This window comes from Micromonospora violae (assembly GCF_004217135.1).
Classification (GTDB): Bacteria; Actinomycetota; Actinomycetes; order Mycobacteriales; family Micromonosporaceae; genus Micromonospora; species Micromonospora violae.
Genome location: NZ_SHKK01000001.1, coordinates 603433 through 621299, shown reverse-complemented (window position 1 = coordinate 621299; position 17867 = coordinate 603433). Strand labels below are relative to the sequence as shown.

Genomic DNA, 17867 nt, shown 5'->3' with positions numbered 1-17867 from the left:
CCGGTCACTCGTTGGGCCCGCGCCCCAGCAGCCGGATCTCCTCGTTGTCCAGCGCGGATTGGAGCTCCTGGAGCACCAGGTCGTCGATCTCCCGGTTGTCACGCAGGCGGGTGACCTCACGGCGCTTGTGGGCGAGGACGCGAAGGCGGAGCTGCCGCTCCAGGCGGCGTTCCTCGGCGGTGTCCCCACCGCACTCCTCAAGGTCCACCAGGTGCCGCTGGTACTCGGCCTGCAACCGACGGACCGACTCCTGCTCGGCACCGACCTCGGCGGCGATCTCAGGGAGGGCGGCCAGGCCCGCCTCGGTCGCCCGCCGACGGGCAAGCCGGGTCTCGTCCACGCGTTCCGGGTCACCGCGCAGCCCGGCCCAGCGCACCACCAACGGCAGGGTGGTGCCCTGGAGCAGCATGATCAGCACGATCACCAGGGCGGTGACGAAGATGATCAGGTCGCGTTCGACAACCGGTCGACCGTCGACCGTCATCGTCGGGACGGCCAGGGCGGCGGCGAGCGACACGGCACCGCGGAAACCGGACCAGCCCGCGACGGTCCCCACCCGCCAGTTCGACGGCCCCTGGTTCGGGTCCGTGATGCGGCGTCGTCGCAGCCGTGCGATCTGCGCGGTCAGGTAGACGAAGAACATCCGGGTGCCGATCACGACCGCTGTCACCACCAGCACGATCAGCAGAGCCCGCCCGGTCGAGGTGCTGGTGATGCCCCGTACCGCGCGGGGAATCTGCGTGCCGAGCAGGACGAACAATCCACCGTTGATCAGGAAGGTGGACAGGTCCCAGAACGCGAACGCCAACACCCGGGACCGGGCGCGGATCACCCGTGGGCCGGCGTAGGACAGCACCAGGCCGGCGACCACCACCGCCAGCACACCGCTAGCGTGCACCGAGTCGGCGAGCAGGAAGGCGCCGAACGGTGTCAGCACGCTGAGCGCGCCCTCGCGCAGCGGATCGTCGAGCCGCTTGCGGACCAGCACCACGATGGCCCCCACCAGCAGACCAGCGACCACACCACCGAGGCTGGCGCCGACGAACTCCTCGCTGATGCCCAGCACGCCCGGCTCGGCGCTGTGGCTGAGCAGAGCCACGGTCACCGCGAAGATCACCAGCGCGGTGCCGTCGTTGACCAGGCTCTCCGCGTGCAGGGTGGTGAGGAGCTTGCGGGGCAGCCGCTTGGCCAACCCGGTGACCGCTGCGGCGTCGGTGGGCGCGAGGACCGCGCCGAGCACCCAGGCGGCGGCGGGGTTCACCCCGAACGCCTGCGCGGCGAACGACACCGTGACCATGGTGAGCACCACCAACACCACGGCGAGCAGCCCGATCACCGGCAGGTTGGCCCGGATCTCCCGCAGGCTGATGGCGAGGCTCTCCCGGTACAGGATCGCCGGCAGGAAGATCAGCAGGACCAGGTCCGGTTCCAGGATGACCTCGGACAGCGGCGGCGTGAGCCCGAGCAGCACGCCGAACGCGATGAGCAGGACCGGCGGGGCCACCCGGTACCGACCGCCGAGGGTGGTGCCGACGAGGACCGTGACGCCGAGCACCACGATCAGGACCAGCGCCTCCACGCGTACCCCCTCGGACCGGACCGACGGTGGGCGCGCCGGTGGTTCCATCTGACCGCACCCAGCGACGGGTTCCGGCGGAAACCGGCAAGGCCGTGAGTGATCCGTGGCGGTGGGGGACGGTCAGGCGGTGTCGCGGGCGCGGGCGGTCACCGCGCGTGCCCGACGGCGGTGCTCGGCCGCCTCCTCGGCACGGCCCAGCGCGGCGGCCAGATCGGCGAGGTGCCCGGCCACCGGGCCGGCGGTGAGCACCCCGCTGCCGGCGGCCATCTCGTCGGCGGCCGGCAGCAGGTCGGCGTGGACCCGGGTCATCGTGGCCCGGTCGTCGAGGGCGCGCGCCGCCCGACCGACGAGGCAGAGCCGTACCTCGCGTAGCAGGTCGTGCGGCCCCTCCGGGACCGCGCGCAGGGCGGCTGCGGCGGCATTCCGGTCGTCGGCGGCGAGCAGCAGCAACGGTCGGACCCACGGCTCGTGCGGCCCCCAGTCCAGCTCCGCCCAGTCCTCCGCGCCGGGCCCGCCGACGATCGAACCGGCACCAGCGAGCCCGGTGGTCGGCTGCTGCGCGCCGATGGTGTCGGCCAGCCGCAGACCGAGCAGGGCCAGTGGGAGCAGCCCCTGGGTCAGCCCCGGCATGCCGTCGGCGCTCACCCGCTCGGCGGCCGCACGGTACGCCCGGGCCGCCGCGTCCGACTCGCCGTCGAGGGCCAGGCGCAGCGCGGCATACCACCCGGTGAAGACGCCGACCAACGGCAGCTCGTACCGCTGCGCGAGGCGGTCCGCGGCGCGTGCGTGTGCGTCGGCGCCGGACCGGTCGGCCACCGCGCAGTTGGCCTGGACCAGGACGAGGTGGCCGAGCACCTCGAAGGTCACCAGGTGGTGCCGGGCGGCCAGGTCGACCAGTTCGACGCCGATGCCGGCCCGCGCGTCGGCCAGACCGACGCGGTGGAAGGCGTGCATGAAGCGGGCGTTGAGCGCGAAGGCCAGCAGCCCCGGATCGCCGATGCGGCGGGCGATCGTCTCCGCTTCCTCGGCCGCGCGGCGGCCCCGATCGGTGGCGGTGCCGCGCAGCTCCAGCGCGAGCGTGCTCAGCAGCCGGCTGCGCTGCGCCGAGCCGGTCGGGCCGATCGCGGTCAGGGCGTGTTCGGCGGCGCGGACGATGTGCCCGGAGAGCACGTCGTCGTCGTTACGCGTCCAACTGGCCGGTACGTCGAAGCCCGCCAGCACCTCCTGGATCAGCAGCGGGTCGCCGGTGGACTCGGCGGCGCTGATCGCCTCGGCCCGCCGCCGCCGCGCCTCGGCCAGCCGGCCGGTCACGGCCAGCGCCCGCCCCAGGCCGAGCAGCGCGGTCACCCGCCCGCGCGGCTCGACCCCACCGGCCCGGTCGTACGCGTCGACCGCCTGACCCCACAGGCGGGCCGCCTCGTGGGGGTTACCGCCCCGTTCGGCCTGCTCGGCCGCCATCGCGGCGTACGTCGACGCCTCAGCGGCGGCGACCGGCCCACCGGCGCTCAGCAGGTGGTACGCGAGGGCCGCCGGCTCGACGGGTTTCCGCTGGCGCAGCACCGCGGCGACGGCCGCGTGCCAGGCGGAACGGCGCGGCGCGGACAGGTCGGCGTAGAGCGTGTCGCGGACCAGGATGTGGGTGAAGCGCAGCCGCCCGTCGGGCTCCCGCTCGCTGAGGAACCCGGCCGCCAGGGCACGGTCCACGGCGTCCAGCGCTGCCGTCGGGTCGCCGGCCAACGCGCCCAGCACGTCCGGGTCGACGTCGCGTCCGAGCACGGCCGCCTGCCGCAGCACGGTACGGGTCGAGTCGGGCAGCTGCGCCAACCGGTGCCGGATCACGTCGCGGACGCCGGGCGGCACGGAGGCCAGCGCCGCCTCCCCGGCACCGGCGTAGAGCTGGGCCAACTCGCGGACGAAGAACGGGTTGCCGCCGCTGCGCTGGTGGATCAGCTGGGCGGTGGCCGGGTCCAGCTCCGCCCCGACGATGACGCCGGCCAGTTCACCGGTCGCCGACGCGGGCAGGCCGCCGAGGTACTCCCGGACCGGTTCCAGCCCGGCCGCGCGGGCCAGGGCGGCGGTCAGCTCCGGGCTGATCTCGGTGGCCCGGTAGGTGCCCAGGATCAGCACCGGCCCGCTGGCCGGCTGCGGACCGGCGAGCAGCGCGGTCAACAGGTCCAGGGTGTCACCGTCGGCGCGGTGCAGGTCGTCGAGGACCAGCAGAACCGGCCCTCGGTCGGCGACCGCCGAGATCAGCGACGCCACCGCGCGGTGCCGACGGAACCGCGCCGTGGCGGGGTCCGCCGGGCCGTCGGCACGGTCGGCGACGGCTGCGGGGGCGGTGGGCCCGGCGAGCGCGTCGGTGATCTGGGTCCACGGCCAGGCTGGCGGGGCACCCTCGTACTCCGGGCTGCCTCCCCACGCCGTGTGCCAGCCCTCGGCGGCGAGTCGCTGGGTCAGGGCCTCGGCCAGCGCCGTCTTGCCGGTGCCCGGGTCGCCGCTGAGCAGGGCGAGCGTCGGCTGGCGGTGTCGGGACGCGGCCTCGGCGGCACGCCGCAGCCGGGTCAGCTCGGCGGCGCGGCCGACGAACGGCCGCTGCCCGGCCGCGGCGGGTCGACCGGATTCGGCGAGGTCGGGGGTGGCGGCTGGGTCGACGGGCGGGGTGAGGTGCGGCGCCTGGGCCAGGATGTCGGCTTCCAGCCGCCGCAGCTCGGGCCCCGGGTCCACGCCCAACTCGGTCACCAGGACGTCCCGGGCCTCCCGCAGCGCGGCCAACGCGTCGCCCTGCCGGCCGGCGCGGTACCGGGCGATCGCCAGCAGCCGCCAGGCGTCCTCCCGCAGCGGATGGCGGGCCAGGTGTGCCGGTAGGTCCGCGGCGGCCTCGTCCGGCCGGCCCACCGCCAGCAGCGCCTCCGCCCGCCGCTCAACGGCGAGATTCCGCAGCTCGTTCAGCCGGTTGATCTCCGCGATCGCCCAGGACTCGTTGGCGCAGTCGGCGTAGGCGGGCCCGCGCCAGAGCTTGAGCGCCGCCTCCAGCGCGGCGAGGGCCGGCGCGGGACGTCCGGCCGCCAACAGCCGGCCGGCCTCCCCGACGGCCGCCTCGAACCGGCCGGCGTCCACCGCGTCCGGGGCGGCCTTCAACACGTATCCGGGCGGCTCGGTGACCAGGATCCGGGGCGGTTGCCGGGGTGGTCGATCGGGCTCCAGGGCCCGGCGCAGATCGGCGACGAAGGTCCGGATCGCGCCCACCGCCCCGTCCGGAGCGACTTCCCAGAGGTCGTCGACGAGCCGATCCACCGGCACCACCCGCCCCTGGGCGATCAGCAGCCGGCCCAGCACCAGGCGCTGCCGGTGTCCCCGCAGCGGGACCGGACCGCGTTCGGTCGCGGCGGTCACCGGCCCGAGGACGCCGAAGGTCACCGCGACGGGCGCCGTCAGCTGTCTGGTCATGGCACCAATCTAGGCCGGCACTGATCCGACGCTGACCGGCTGCTGATCACCGCTGGGCAGGCTCGACGAGGTACGACGGCGACGGGCCACCGCCCCCGCCGGCACTGCTCACCAGGAAGGTTCCCCGTGGACCCCAGGATCACCGGATTCGACTACCGACGCGTCACCGTCGCCGACGGTGTGACGCTCAACGCCGCCGTGGGCGGTTCCGGGCCGGCGGTCGTGCTGCTGCACGGCTTTCCGCAGACCCACCTCATGTGGCGGCACGTCGCGGCCGACCTGGCCGCCGACCACACGGTCATCTGCCCCGACCTGCGTGGCTACGGCGACAGCGACAAGCCCCTGGACACCGATGGCACCGGGTACGCCAAGCGCACCATGGCCGCCGACATCGTGGCGCTGGCCGGCGCGCTCGGTCACGATCGGTTCGCGTTGGTCGGGCACGACCGGGGCGCGCTGGTCGCGTTCCGCGCCGGCCTCGACCACCCGGCGGCGATCAGTCAACTGGCCCTGCTCGACGTGCTGCCCACCCTGGACATGTGGGACGTGCTGCACGGCACCAGCGCCGCGGTCGCGTTTCACCTGTACCTGATGGCGCAGCCGCCCGGTCTGCCCGAGGAGTTGATCGCGGGCAGCCCGGACGCCTTCTTCGGTCATTTCCTGGACATCTGGACCCGGGACCCGGAGGCCCTGCCGGCGGACGTGCGGGCCGCGTACCTGCGCGCGTCCCGTGCCGCGATCCCCTCCATCGTCGCCGACTATCGGGCGTCGGCCGGGATCGACGTGGCCCACGACGGCGCCGACCGGGCGGCCGGCAACCAGTTGCGGATGCCGGTGACCGTGCTCCAGCAGGACTGGGGCGCGGCGCTGGGCTACGACGCGGCGGCGGTGTGGCGGGCGTGGGCCCCGGACCTGGAGCACCAGACGGTCAGCTGTGGCCACTTCATGGCCGAGGAGGCGCCGGCCGAGGTGCTCCGGGCGGTGCGCTCCCTGCTGGCCCGTTGATCGATCGGCGGCCCGACCACACCACGGTGATCCCCTCGGCAAGATATCCGACACTCGTTGTCGCGGGGTGACGGTGCGGCCGGGCCGCCTCCGGCCCGGGGCACCCAAAAAGCTGTCAAGGCGGCTCTGACCTGCGCAAACACGACGTTACACCAGGTGGACGCCAACCGGTCATTGGTGATACACAGGCAGTTACCGGCAGCCAACGACGGCGAGTCGCTGCACCTCCTCGCCTAACGATCGTTCACCCGCAGCCGCGCCACCGGGCTTTGGCCGTACGGACCGCCACACCAGGATCGCGACCGAACGGCACCGGCCCACCGGGCGGTGACGGACGACGGTCCTTGACCAAGGAGTCGCTGTGGGGTACCTACGCATCCGATCCCGCCACCAACCGTACGAGATCGCTGTCCTGGCCGCGGCACCCCTGTGCGGCATTCTGCTGATGACCCTCGACGTCCGGCCGACGTCCGTGCAGACGTCCATGCCAGCACCCATCCAACTCGCCTGGGAGCTGGGCCTGATCGCGGTGGGCGTCGGTGGCCTACTGGGCATCCTGTGGCCCGGCCGACTCTCCACCGGGCTCGGCCTCGAACTCGCGTCGGTGCTGGTGCTCGGCACCATCACCGGCATGTACGCGGTCGCCCTACTGGTCATGTCGGGGCGAAATTCCATCGCCGCGACGTCGTTCGTGATGGCGGTGACGGTCGGGTCGTTCTGGCGGGCCGCGCAGATCGCCATCGACCTGCATCGCCTGGCCCGAGCCTGCGGCATTGTCCCCGCTGACCAACTCCGGGCAGGTGTCACGTGAATACCGGACCCGCGCCGGCCGCGCCGCAGTGGGTGCAGGTGGCGCTCAGCGTGCTCGGTATCCTCGGCGGAGGCACCGGCCTGGCCGCGATCGCCACCGTCGTGGTGCAGCGAGGGAAGTTCAAAGCCGATGCCGCCGACACGCTCACCGAGGCCGCCCTCACCCTGGTGCAGCCGTTGCAGACGCGGATCACCCAGTTGGAGGGCGAGGCGCTCAGCGCGCGGTCCGAGCTGGGTGTGCTCCGCGAGCAGGTCAACCAGTTGCAGTTCGTGGTCCGGGTGCTCACTCGCACGCTGGACCGTTGGCGTGCCGCGATCCGCGCCCCCGACGCCACCCTCCGCAAGGTCAGAGCGACGGTGGCGGAGACGGATCGGATTCCCGAAATGGAACGGTGACCAGCGTCGCCGCCGTGCGGCCGGCACCCTCAGCCGCCGTGCGGCCGGCACCCTCAGCCGGCGCCGCACAGGCGTGCGGTGAGTTCGCGCACCGCCGCCCGGAACTCGGGGTCGGTCTCGCCCGGATGGTGCCCCCGTAGCGGCGGCGCGGACCGCTCTCCCGGCCCCGGCAGCAGGTCCCGTGGGTCCCGCAACCGGCGGTCGACCTGGCCCGCCGGATCGGCCGGGTCCGGGGGTGGGTCGCCGGGCCGGTGCGCGGCGAAGATCCACCCGCCGACCGGGTCGGTGTCCCGCCACAGGTTGAGCCACCGCCACTCGACCCGCTCGCCCACCTCGCGCAGCACCTCCTCGTTGAGGTAGGCCGGAAAGAGCCGGGCGTACAGCCGGTCCAGCGGTGACCCGTAGGTGAGCAGCGCGACCCGCTCGCGGACGCGCGGAGGCAGCCGCAGCACCGCGAGAGCGAGCAGGACTGACCCGTGGCTGTGCCCGCAGAGCAGCACCCCGCGGTGTCGCTCGGTCAGTTGCGTGATCCGGTTGGCCAACTCCGGCACCGCACGGTCGGCGTAGCTCGGGGGTGCGAACGGGTGCGCGGCACGCGGCCAGAAGGTGCCCAGGTCCCACAGAATGCCGACGTGCCGGCGGAACCACGCGGTCCGGTAGGCGAACACACCGCCGGACAGGAGCGTGAGGAGCACCGCGGCAAGGAGGTAGGTGCTGCCGGTGAGCCCCATCTCGACGGCTCCCGCCGGCAACCCGAACAGCTGCCGCGTCAACTCCTCCGGATCCCGCCCAGCACGCCCCAACAGGCTCGTGACCAGTCCGATCACCGCGAGTACCGCGTACGTGGCCGCGAGCGGGCCCAGCCACTCGGTGAACCGCGCCCGAGCGATCGTCGTCATCGTCAACCGGAAGCGCCCGGACGCCTCCGCCGGCACGACCGGGAAGTCGAGCCGGGTGATCGCCGTCGCCGCCCGACGCCGCCGCCGTCGGGACATGAGGGTGAGCACGCCGGACAGCAGCACCGCCGCGACCGCGTGCAGGAAGAAGGCCAGCAGCGTCCACCGGTACGGCAGCGGTGGCCCGCCGTCGCCACGGTAACCGCCGAGCAACTCCCCCGTCTGGTAGACGAGGCCGGCGGAGAGCCCGCCGGCCAGGCCGACCGCGAACGCGGCGATGACCGCCGCGCCCAACCCACGCCGCAACGTGGCCCGCCCGCCGGACCAACCTCGGTGCCACAGCACCAACGCGCTGAGCAGCACCAGGAGGGTCATCTGACCGAGCAGGGCCCCTCCCGCTAGCTCACCGTAGCCAGGCAGTGTGGCCGACGACGGCCAGTCGCGCTCGTCGCGGGCGACGACGATCAGGGTCACCACACTCAGACCGCCGGCCACGACACCTGTGGTGCGGGCGGTCCGCTCCGCCAGGCGCTCGGTCGCGGCCCGGTCGATCAGCCCTGGGGCGGCCAGCAGGCCGACGCAGGTCAGCAGCACCACCACGCTGAGTGTCAGCAGCAGCGTCGTCCCGACCGTCGCGCCCGCGGCGCGACGGGCCACCAGCAGGATGAGATCGAGTACGGCGAGCGCGGCGGCCACGTGGATCGCCCGCAGCCGCCGGACCAGTGGTTCCATGGCCCACGGAGCGTTGCCGACCGGGCGGGACCGGCGGGTGCCGAGCAGCCGGAGGAACGCGATGGCGGCGATCGGCAGGAGCGCCAGCGCAGCCAGCCGCTGCCCGACGTGCCGGCCGTGCAGCTCGGTCATCGTGTCGAAGGGCTCGCGGCAGCGGGTCGCGCCGAGACACCGCCAGGCGAGCAGGTCGAGGGCGACTCCGGCGACGGACACCACGTACAGCACGGTGAGGTTGAGTGCGAGGAGCCGGCACAGCATGGTGACCCAGGCGGCACGGGGGTGGCCGGTGGGCCGCATCCACACGGCCACGTTGCTGAGCATGAACGGCAGCAGGAAGACCATGGAGACGGTCCGGCCCACGGTGCCCGACGGCAGGTCACCCCAGCGGTACGCCTCCAGCGTCACCCCGTCCGGGTCGGTGCCCGACCGGTCGGGGCGGTGGAAGCCCCCACTGTCGTCGCCAGCGACCTGCCGGACCGGCGCCCGGTCGAGGATGACCGTGGGGTCGGCCCCGGACACGCCGTGCACCCGCAACTCCACCACGTCGTCACTGCGCGGTTGGTCACCGTCGCCGCTCTGCGGCTGGTGGCCGTCGCCGCTCTGCGGCTGATGGCCGTCGCCGCTTCGCGGCTGGTCATCGTCGTCCGGCTCCCCCTCAGGCATCGGGACGTACCCCCGGCCGCTGGTCGGGTGCGTCGCGGCCGCCGACCGGCCGGACGAGTCGGCGCAGTCCAGGCATCGCGTCGAGCAGGACGATCAGCAGCAACACTCCGGCGACGACGGCGCTGGTGCCGACCGGCGGAAGTCTCCAGGCCGCCAGCCCGCCCAGGATGATGGCCGGCACACCGATCAGGCGCGCCCAGGGCAGGGTGCCGTCGACAACCGCCGCGAGCAGGATCCGGGCGGTCAGGAAGAGCACGGGGCCGACGACGCCCACCACCAACTGCCCCGGGTCGCGTTCGCTCGGATCGGCGATCGCGATCTCCATCGCCACCGAGGTGCCCAGCACGCCGACGATCATGACGAGATGCAGGTAGCCCGCCAGGAGCGTCAGCTTGCTGCCGGGCGGGCCCTCCGCCTCGATCCGGGCACCCAGCCGCGCACCGGCGGGCACCAGATAGAGCCGGGCGAGGGCCACCACGGTCACGAACGCCAGGGCGAAGGCCACGGTGCTGTACCGGTCCAGGCCGGACTGGCTGTAGGTGACGCCGGTGACGAGGATCAGCTCGCCCAGGGCGATGATGAAGATCTGTTGGTACCTCTCGGACAGATGCGAGCCGCTCACCTGTAGCTCCGGCCAGGTGCTACGCCCGAGCCGTGGGAACGGCCAGCGCAGTCGGGCCAGGGAGTACTCCAGCACGAGCGCCAACGCCCACAGCACCTCCCGGGCCGGGGCGACAGCCGCCCCGACCACCCACAGCACCCCGGAGATCGCGAACCAGACCGCCACCCGCAGGCTGCGCACCTGCAGCGGGTGCCCCTGCAACGCGGGGAGCAGGATCGCCGCCCGGCCCAGGTGGATGGCCACGTAGGCGACGGCGAACACCATGGCGTGCCCGTCGAACACGGTGGGTACGGCCGCAGCCATCAGCAGGCCGCCGAACATCACCCAGAGCAGCAGGGTGACGATCAGCGGGGCCCGGGGGTCGAACCAGTCCGCCGACCAGGCGGTCACGAACCACACCCACCAGAGCGCCGCCAGCATCAGCAGCACCCGGAAACCGCCGGTGAGGCTGAGGTCGTCGAGCAGTGCCCGGGACAGCCGGGTCAGCGCGAAGATGAACGCCAGGTCGAAGAAGAGCTCCAGGAACGACGTCTTGCCCGGGTTCTCCCGCCGCAGCAGTAGTCGTCCCGGAAGCCCGCCCGCCATCGCCATCCTTCCCCGGCCCGCAGCTGCCGCCGCCCCAGTCGTACCACCCGGTGGGCCGGGCCCGGGTCGGTTCGGTCGAGCCGGGGGCTGTCGACGGCGGTGGCGGCCGCCGCTGAGCGGGCCGGCTACCGGTCGGCTGCGCGCTCGGCGACCACCACCGCGACCCCGTCGAGGACGCGTTGCAGGCCGAACTCGAAGGCGTACTCCGGGCCGTACGCGCCGCCGTGCTGCTGGCCGGCGGCGGTGCCGATCCGGGACGCGGTCGGGTAGGCGCCGGCCGTCATGAACGTCTCCAGCAGGGGCGCGTGCGACTGCCACCACTGGTCGTCAGTCATGCCGGTCTCGCGTTCCAGGTCGACCACCTCGGAGGCGGCCCGCGCGGCGGTCTTCACGTGCCCCAGCACGAGGGTGAGCACCGCGTCGACCTCGACGTCGGTGAGCCCGATGTCGACGATCGCGCGGAGCTCGTGGTCGTACTTGGCCATCAGGTGCGGGCCGAGCACCGGTCGGGTCGTCTCGGCCCGCAGCATCCAGGGATGCCGCTGGTAGAGCGCCAGGTTGTCGCGGGCGATCCGCTCCAGCCGGGTACGCCAGTCGCCCTCGACGGCGGGCCGCGGCATCTCGCTGTACGCGGTGTCGACCATGACGGCGACGAGTTCGGCCTTGCCCGGCACGTAGGTGTAGACCGACATCGTGCCGACACCCAGCGCCTCGGCGACCCGGCGCATGGTCAGCGCGTCGAGCCCTTCGGAGTCGGCGATCTCGATCGCGGCCCGGACGATCCGGTCGACGCTGAGCGCCGGACCGGCGCTGCGACTGGTCGGTTCCCGGGTGCGCCAGAGCAGGGCCAGGCTGCGGGCCGGGTCCGCGGTCGCCTTGCGCTCACTCGCCATGGTGCGGCCATCCTACCAACGCAGCCGTACGCCGTACGCCTGCGCCGCACACCCGTTCGGCGGTAGTGCTGGGCATACCCCGAAGAGTGGATCTGGACGGCTGGGGCACCCGGTCGCCCCCGATTAGCGTCTGCTGCATGACCACGGAACACCCTTCACACCTGGCTGAGGCGCTACGCAGCCGCCGCTGGCTGCTCTCCGCATGGCCCTGGCGAGCGCTGGCCTATCTGGTGACCACCGTGCCGATCGCCGGCATTCTCAGCGTGGGGCTGCTCGTCATCGGCGCACCCCTGCTGGCCGCCGTCAACGGGCTGCGGCTGCACGGCCGACCGCCGAGCATCGCGCTACTGCTGTTCCTGGCGATGGGCAGCCTCACCCTGCTGGCGTTGGCCCCGATCGTGAGCTTTCCGGTGGCCGCCGTCGAGCGGTGGCGGGTCGGGCTGGTCGACGGTCGTCCGCTGGCCTCGTCGCCGTGGCCCGGCCTGGTCGCCCGCTACCGCAGCGCCGCGACCTGGCGGGAGGTGGCGTACCTGTTCTGGTTGGGCGGGTTCGCGCCGGTCGCCTACTGGGTGTTCCTGGTGCTGGTGCTGCTCGACCTCGGGATGATCTCCAGCCCGTTGCTGGCCGGGGACGCCAACCAGCCAGTGGTGATCTGGCGTCCGATCGACAGCACCGGCGAAGCTATTCCGTACGCGATCGTGGGTGTGTTGCTGATCCCGGCGCTCTGGTACGCCGCCGGTCTGCTCGCCGCGCTCCAGGCAGCCGTGGTCCGGTGGGTGCTGGCCCGCCCGGTGGACGCGGCGGCGCTGCGCGAGGTCGCCCGCTCCCGCACCCGGCTGGTCGGCGCGTACGAGGCCGAACGCCGCCGCATCGAACGCGACCTGCACGACGGCGCACAACCCCGGCTGACCAGCCTCACCCTCCAGCTGGGGCTGGCCCGGCTGGACGTACCCGAGGACTCCCCGGCCGCCCGCCCGCTCGCTGTGGCGCACGACCAGGCGCGGGGCCTGATGGCGATGTTGCGGCAGTTGGTGCACGGCATCCGCCCGCAGAGCCTCACCGACCTCGGCCTGGCCGGTGCGGTCCGCGAGCTGGCCGACGCCGCCACCGTCCCGGTCGACGTCTCCGCCGACCTGCGCGACGAGCTGCCGGAGATCGTCGAGACCACCGCCTACTTCGTGGTGTCCGAGGCCCTGGGCAACGTCGCCCGGCATGCCCAGGCGACCCGCGCCGCCGTACGCCTCACCCGGGCCGGCGGTGACCTCGTCGTCGAGGTGACCGACGACGGCCGGGGCGGGGCCGACCCGGCCCGGGGCACCGGCCTGACCGGGCTCGCCGACCGGGTCGCCGCGGTGGACGGGCGGCTGTTGCTGTCCAGCCCGCCCGGCGGTCCTACAGTGGTCCGGGTGGAGCTGCCATGTCGTCGGTGACCCGGGTGGTGCTCGCCGAGGACGAGGTGCTGCTGCGAGAGGGCCTGGTCGCGCTGCTGACCCGCTTCGACTTCACGGTGTGCGCGGCCGTCGGCACGGCGCCGGACCTGCTGCGGGCGGCCCGCGAACACCAACCGGACCTGGTGCTGACCGACATCCGGATGCCGCCGGGCCGCCGCGACGACGGGCTGCGCGCGGCCGTCGCGCTGCGTGCCGAGCGACCCCACCTCCCGGTCGTGGTGCTCAGCCAGTACGTGCAGACCGGGTACGCGGCGGCGCTGCTGGACAGCGGCGACGGTCAACGGGTGGGTTACCTGCTCAAGGATCGGGTCGCCGAGGTCACCGAGTTCGTCGACACCCTGCGCCGGGTCGAGGCCGGCGGCACCGCCATCGACCCGGACGTGGTCCGGCAACTGCTGCACCGCCCCCGCGACCCACTCTCCGCGCTGTCCGGCCGGGAACGCGAGGTGTTGGCGCTGCTCGCCGAGGGACGATCCAACGCGTCGATCGCCGGTCGGCTGCACGTCAGCGAGGCGGCGGTCGGCAAGCACGTCGGCAACATCCTGCTGAAGCTCGACCTGCCACCCAGCGACGACACCAACCGGCGGGTGCTCGCGGTCCTCACCTACCTGCGCTCCGATCCGCTGCGCTGACCAGCGCCGGGCCGAGATCGGGCCCGGCCGCCCCGGGCGTAGATTCACCTCAGCGGTACCGACGCCAGGTCAGGGCGCGGACCAGGGAGACGGGGGCACGATATGGCGAAGGCGCTGCGGGTAGGTCTGCTGGGGTACGGGCTGGCGGGCCGGGTGTTCCACGCACCGCTGATCGCCGCGACGCCGGGGCTGCGACTCGAGGCCATCGTGACCCGTGATCCGCAGCGGCGCGAGCAGGCACGACAGCACTTCCCGGACGCCCGCCTGGTCGACGACGTCGACGAGTTGTGGCGTACCCCGGACGCCCTGGACCTGGTCGTGGTGGCGACGCCGAACCGGCAGCACGTACCGATGGCGCGCGCGGCGCTCGCCGCGGGCCTGCCGGTCGTCGTCGACAAGCCGCTCTCCCCGACCGCCGCCGAGGGCCACGCGCTGATCGACGAGGCGACCAAGCGTGGGGTGCCACTGACGGTCTTTCAGAATCGGCGGTGGGACGGCGACTTCCTGACCGTCCGACGCCTGGTCGAGCAGGGCGAGTTGGGGCAGGTGCTGCGCTTCGAGTCCCGGTTCGAGCGGTTCCGTCCGACGATCAAGCCGGGCTGGCGTGAGCTCGCCGGTCCGGAGGAGGCCGGCGGCGCCCTCTTCGACCTCGGTGCCCACCTCGTCGACCAGGCGGTGCAGCTGTTCGGTCGGGTCGACCGCGTCTACGCGGAGGTCGACCGTCGCCGCCCGGGCGCAGCTGTCGACGACGACGCCTTCGTGGCGTTGACCCACGCCAGCGGGGTCCACTCGCACCTGTGGATGGGCGCGGTGACCGCCCAACTCGGCCCGCGCCTGCGGGTGCTGGGCGACCGGGCCGGCTACACCAGCTACGGCCTCGACGTGCAGGAGGCGGCGCTGCACGGTGGCGGCCGACCGGACCAGCCGGGCTGGGGCGAGGTCCCGCCGGAGCGCTACGGCCTGCTCGGCGTCGACGGTGACCTCCGGCCGGTGCCGACGGAGCCCGGCGCGTACCAGAGCTTCTACGCGCAGGTGGCGTCCGCGCTGCGCGACGGCGCACCGATGCCGGTGGACCCCCGGGACTCGGTCGACACGGTCGAGTTGATTGAGCTGGCGCACCGGTCGGCGGCCGAGGGCGTGGTGCTGCCGGTCCCGACCGACTGACCAGGGCCTGATACCCGACCGGTCAGCATCCCCTCATCACCGGGGCTGCTGACGCGTACCCGAAAACCAGTGGAACGGCGCCCCCGTGCGTCGATACGGTGCTGCGCAACCTCGGTCGGCTAGGCAAGGACGTGCCGTTGTACACCCTGTGAGACCCCCCAAGAGCTGATCTGTCGCGCGTCGCGTACCTGCGCCGCGCTCCTTCTTGCTGCGGACTTCTCACTGAGACCGGTGTACTTCTGTGCTCAACAATTGGGCCGTCGTGCCCACCTGCCTGCCCATCATTCGCCGCCGTTGCCACGGGTGCGCATCCCAACGCCTTCGGGCGAGCGGCAAGTTCCGGGTCAACGCCAACCACAAGCTCCTCGACGCCTGGCTTCTCGCGCTCTGCATCGTCTGCGGGGAGACGGCGAAGCTCACGCTGCTGGAGCGGATGACCGTACGCACCATCCCCACCGACCTGCTGGACCGCCTGCACGCCAACGACCCCGGCCTGATCGCCGAACTGCTCCAGGATCCGGGTGTCCAGCACCGCAACCGGTTCGCCCTGGACTGGACCGACGCCTGGCGTCTCGACACCGGCGGATCGGATCACCTGGACCACGACGTGATCGACGTCGCGGTCCGTTTCGCGGCGCGGATCCCGGTCCGCCCGACCCGACTGATCGCCGACGGGTTCGGTCTGTCGCGGGCCGAGGTCGACCGTCTCATCACGGAGGGGAAGGTGGTGTCGGCGGTCCAGTTGAGGGGCAGGATCTCCGGCGACTTCACCTTCACGCTCAAACGCTGACCCGTCCTCGGGGTCTGTCCGGCAGAACGCCGGGCAGGCCCCTAGTCGGCGGTCTCCTCCGAGTAGGCGCCGTCCGGTGCCCGCGCGTCGTCGTCGGTCAGCACGTCGTCCGACGAGGTGGCGAGGTTGGCGAGCCGACGCTCGGCCTCGCGGACCTCGTCGTCGAGCCTGGGGTTCTCCTCATCAGGACCCTGCGACATGAGCGACCTCCATCGACCGGCAGACCCCCGCGTACCCGACCTGAGGGCGGGAACACGGAGGAATCGTCGTACGGCTGGCCGCTGGAAGCATTTTCGGCGGAGCCTCGTTACCGAGCGCCGGGCCGGTCGGCGGGCGCGCCGGGCTGATAGCCCGGGAGCGTTGCCGACCCGGCCCGGTGCCGGATCAGCGCTGCTTCAGCTCGCGCCAGGATGGGTGGGTGCCGCGCCAGGCGTCGGCGAGGATGGCCGCCGAGGCCCGGCTGGGGCACTGCTGCACCCGCTCACGACCCGACGCCCCACCGATCTGGGCGCGGACCTCCCAACCCTGCCCATCAGTACGGATGTACACGTCCCGGCGCCCGCGCGGGGTCGTGTCTCCGTTCCACCAGTGTTCCTCCACCTTCATTCGCCGACCGTATAGCAATTCCCGCGCGGAGGGTACGGCGCAGGTGTGCACTGACCGGGACAAGAGTGACAATCCAGGCGCGTTTCGGGCCAACCGTTGACGGTTCGAAACCATCGAGGGCCGTTCTCTCGCTCCTAACTCGCAGATCAGAAACCCCGTCCCACTCTGCCCGGCCGCCGCAACTCCCACCTCAGCCGTTGTTGATCAAGAGGTTTGCGTCGCGAAACGCGCTCCCGATGACGCAAACCTCTTGATCAACGCGCGAAAAAGGGGGTCAGGGTTGGGTGGTCAGGAGGTAGTCGTCGGCCTCGGGGCTCCAGCGCAGGTCGAGTACGCCGGCCGTGGCGGCGGCCTTGCAGAACTGGAGGAAGCTGCGGTAACCGAGCTTCTTCTCGCTGAAGTCCGGACGGGCCCGGCGTACCTGGTTCTTCAACCCGGACAACGCCACCGGGTTTCCGCCGCTGCCCAGGTCCGCCACGACGCCGCGGAGCAGGCCGAACGCCACCTCCCGGTCGCCGTGCTCGGGCAACGACACCTCGGGGTCACCCTTCGCCGGGCCCTCGGCCAGCTCGATCACGTTGCGCTCGGCGAGGTGGCGCAGCAGTTCGCCGAAGGTGCGGAAGCCGTAGTCGGACTCGCTGAAGGTCGGGTCCTTGCGCAGCAGGGTGCGCTTCAGCCGGGAGGCGGTGACGTCGCCGTTGGCACTGCCCTGCAAGCCGGCGACTGACTGGGCGACGAGCACCGCGAGCGTGTCCACGTCCCGATCGGGCTCCGCCTCCCGCGCCGGACGGTCCGTCTCCTGCTCCGACTCCGGTGGACGCTGCTCCGCGCCGGCCTGCCGGCTGGTGGGACGTGCGCGCCGGCCACGGGCCGGCGGGATGTCCACGCCCTCCAGCCGGTCGTAGTAGAGGAACTCGTCGCACGCCGGGGGTAGCAGCCCCGATGTGGACCCCTCGACCCCGACGCCGATGACCCGCTTGTTGAGTTCACGCAGCTTGTGCACGAGCGGGGTGAAATCGCTGTCACCGCTACAGATCACGAAGGTGGAGAGGTAGTCGCGTTCGAACGCCAGCTCGATCGCGTCGACGGCCATCTTGATGTCCGCGGCGTTCTTGCGGGACGCGCCCATCCGCTGCGGGATCTCGATCAGCTCGACGTGGGACCGGGTGAGCATTCGGCGGTCCTCGTCGAAGTAGGACCAGTCGGCGTACGCCCGGCGGACCACCACCCGGCCTCGTTCGGCCAGCGCGTCGGCGATGGGCCGGAAGTCGAAGGGCGCGCCACCGAGATGGTCGCGCGCGCCCAGCGCGAGGTTCTCGTAGTCGAGGAAGAGGGCGATCCGATCTTCTTGATCCACGCGAATCAGCCTACGCCGGACGTGCGCTGGTCGGGGCGGGCGACGCGCGCCGGGTGTCGCGTCCGCGGGTGCAGAGCAAAGGCCCATCTCAACTCGACGACCGTCCATTTCTTGCAGTCGGATAGTCGTTTATTTTCGTTGTTCGATAGGCGTCTTGCAGTGTCATGTCTGGTGTTGCATCATGACGATCAATGTCGGGCGTCGGGGGAACGCCGGGCGGACCTCCACCACCATCCACC

Annotated in this window: 15 protein-coding genes; 7 read left to right on the top strand and 8 right to left on the bottom strand. The window is 72.7% G+C overall.

Going from position 1 to position 17867, the window contains the following annotated elements; translation table 11 throughout:
• Positions 1-4: 4 nt before the first annotated feature.
• Positions 5-1627 (bottom strand): Na+/H+ antiporter, encoded by a 1623-nt coding sequence (locus EV382_RS02790; protein WP_130400080.1) that lies wholly within the window; start codon positions 1625-1627, stop codon positions 5-7.
• A gap of 72 nt (positions 1628-1699) precedes the next feature.
• On the bottom strand, positions 1700-5026 hold the full coding sequence (locus EV382_RS02785) for an ATP-binding protein (RefSeq protein ID WP_130400079.1): 3327 nt from the start codon (positions 5024-5026) through the stop codon (positions 1700-1702).
• A gap of 126 nt (positions 5027-5152) precedes the next feature.
• On the opposite strand from EV382_RS02785, the gene EV382_RS02780 reads away from it, so the two are divergent.
• From EV382_RS02780 to EV382_RS02770, 3 genes are all read left to right on the top strand, one after another.
• Positions 5153-6031: an alpha/beta fold hydrolase gene (locus EV382_RS02780; protein ID WP_130400078.1), complete on the top strand. Its 879-nt coding sequence runs from the start codon at positions 5153-5155 to the stop codon at positions 6029-6031.
• 361 nt (positions 6032-6392) lie between these two features.
• Complete coding sequence (locus EV382_RS02775) at positions 6393-6842, top strand: hypothetical protein (protein WP_244236516.1); 450 nt, start codon at positions 6393-6395, stop codon at positions 6840-6842.
• Complete coding sequence (locus tag EV382_RS02770; RefSeq protein ID WP_130400077.1) at positions 6839-7237, top strand: hypothetical protein; 399 nt, start codon at positions 6839-6841, stop codon at positions 7235-7237. The genes EV382_RS02775 and EV382_RS02770 overlap by 4 nt, the downstream gene beginning before the upstream one ends.
• 53 nt (positions 7238-7290) lie before the next feature.
• Here the strand turns inward: EV382_RS02770 and EV382_RS02765 are convergent, their stop codons facing one another.
• The 3 genes from EV382_RS02765 to EV382_RS02755 form a co-directional block, all read right to left on the bottom strand.
• Entirely contained in the window at positions 7291-9528 is a 2238-nt protein-coding gene (locus EV382_RS02765) for a hypothetical protein (protein ID WP_244236515.1), read from the bottom strand.
• Positions 9521-10735, bottom strand: a complete 1215-nt coding sequence (locus EV382_RS02760) for a low temperature requirement protein A (RefSeq protein WP_165435701.1) — start codon at positions 10733-10735, stop codon at positions 9521-9523. Before EV382_RS02760 ends, EV382_RS02765 begins: the two co-directional genes overlap by 8 nt.
• A 125-nt stretch (positions 10736-10860) precedes the next feature.
• On the bottom strand, positions 10861-11628 hold the full coding sequence (locus EV382_RS02755) for a TetR/AcrR family transcriptional regulator (protein ID WP_130400075.1): 768 nt from the start codon (positions 11626-11628) through the stop codon (positions 10861-10863).
• 137 nt (positions 11629-11765) lie between these two features.
• Between EV382_RS02755 and EV382_RS02750 the strand changes: the two genes are divergently transcribed.
• The 4 genes from EV382_RS02750 to EV382_RS02735 all read left to right on the top strand — a co-directional run bounded on the left by EV382_RS02750 (position 11766) and on the right by EV382_RS02735 (position 15665).
• Entirely contained in the window at positions 11766-13058 is a 1293-nt protein-coding gene (locus tag EV382_RS02750) for a sensor histidine kinase (RefSeq protein ID WP_130400074.1), read from the top strand.
• Positions 13046-13711 carry a response regulator transcription factor gene (locus EV382_RS02745; RefSeq protein WP_130400073.1) on the top strand — a complete coding sequence of 222 codons (666 nt, stop codon included), beginning with the start codon at positions 13046-13048 and terminating at the stop codon, positions 13709-13711. The genes EV382_RS02750 and EV382_RS02745 overlap by 13 nt, the downstream gene beginning before the upstream one ends.
• Positions 13712-13813: 102 nt before the next feature.
• Complete coding sequence (locus tag EV382_RS02740; protein WP_130400072.1) at positions 13814-14875, top strand: Gfo/Idh/MocA family oxidoreductase; 1062 nt, start codon at positions 13814-13816, stop codon at positions 14873-14875.
• Positions 14876-15116: 241 nt separating this feature from the next.
• Positions 15117-15665 carry a DUF1062 domain-containing protein gene (locus EV382_RS02735; protein ID WP_130400071.1) on the top strand — a complete coding sequence of 183 codons (549 nt, stop codon included), beginning with the start codon at positions 15117-15119 and terminating at the stop codon, positions 15663-15665.
• 41 nt (positions 15666-15706) lie between these two features.
• Here EV382_RS02735 and EV382_RS32540 read toward each other — a convergent pair whose 3' ends face one another.
• The 3 genes from EV382_RS32540 to EV382_RS02725 all read right to left on the bottom strand — a co-directional run bounded on the left by EV382_RS32540 (position 15707) and on the right by EV382_RS02725 (position 17628).
• Complete coding sequence (locus EV382_RS32540; RefSeq protein ID WP_165435700.1) at positions 15707-15865, bottom strand: hypothetical protein; 159 nt, start codon at positions 15863-15865, stop codon at positions 15707-15709.
• A 184-nt stretch (positions 15866-16049) separates the two neighbouring features.
• On the bottom strand, positions 16050-16271 hold the full coding sequence (locus EV382_RS02730) for a hypothetical protein (protein ID WP_030335934.1): 222 nt from the start codon (positions 16269-16271) through the stop codon (positions 16050-16052).
• Between the two features lie 274 nt (positions 16272-16545).
• Positions 16546-17628, bottom strand: a complete 1083-nt coding sequence (locus tag EV382_RS02725; protein ID WP_130400070.1) for a PIN domain-containing protein — start codon at positions 17626-17628, stop codon at positions 16546-16548.
• Positions 17629-17867: the final 239 nt, after the last annotated feature.

What these genes read in the sequence shown, in the direction of transcription:
- EV382_RS02745 (WP_130400073.1), top strand. Translation starts at nt 13,046, where the DNA reads ATGTCGTCGGTGACCCGGGTGGTGCTCGCCGAGGACGAGGTGCTGCTG.
- EV382_RS02730 (WP_030335934.1), bottom strand. Translation starts at nt 16,271, where the DNA reads ATGAAGGTGGAGGAACACTGGTGGAACGGAGACACGACCCCGCGCGGG.
- EV382_RS02750 (WP_130400074.1), top strand. Translation starts at nt 11,766, where the DNA reads ATGACCACGGAACACCCTTCACACCTGGCTGAGGCGCTACGCAGCCGC.
- EV382_RS02760 (WP_165435701.1), bottom strand. Translation starts at nt 10,735, where the DNA reads ATGGCGGGCGGGCTTCCGGGACGACTACTGCTGCGGCGGGAGAACCCG.
- EV382_RS32540 (WP_165435700.1), bottom strand. Translation starts at nt 15,865, where the DNA reads ATGTCGCAGGGTCCTGATGAGGAGAACCCCAGGCTCGACGACGAGGTC.
- EV382_RS02765 (WP_244236515.1), bottom strand. Translation starts at nt 9,528, where the DNA reads ATGCCTGAGGGGGAGCCGGACGACGATGACCAGCCGCGAAGCGGCGAC.
- EV382_RS02785 (WP_130400079.1), bottom strand. Translation starts at nt 5,026, where the DNA reads ATGACCAGACAGCTGACGGCGCCCGTCGCGGTGACCTTCGGCGTCCTC.
- EV382_RS02740 (WP_130400072.1), top strand. Translation starts at nt 13,814, where the DNA reads ATGGCGAAGGCGCTGCGGGTAGGTCTGCTGGGGTACGGGCTGGCGGGC.
- EV382_RS02755 (WP_130400075.1), bottom strand. Translation starts at nt 11,628, where the DNA reads ATGGCGAGTGAGCGCAAGGCGACCGCGGACCCGGCCCGCAGCCTGGCC.
- EV382_RS02790 (WP_130400080.1), bottom strand. Translation starts at nt 1,627, where the DNA reads ATGGAACCACCGGCGCGCCCACCGTCGGTCCGGTCCGAGGGGGTACGC.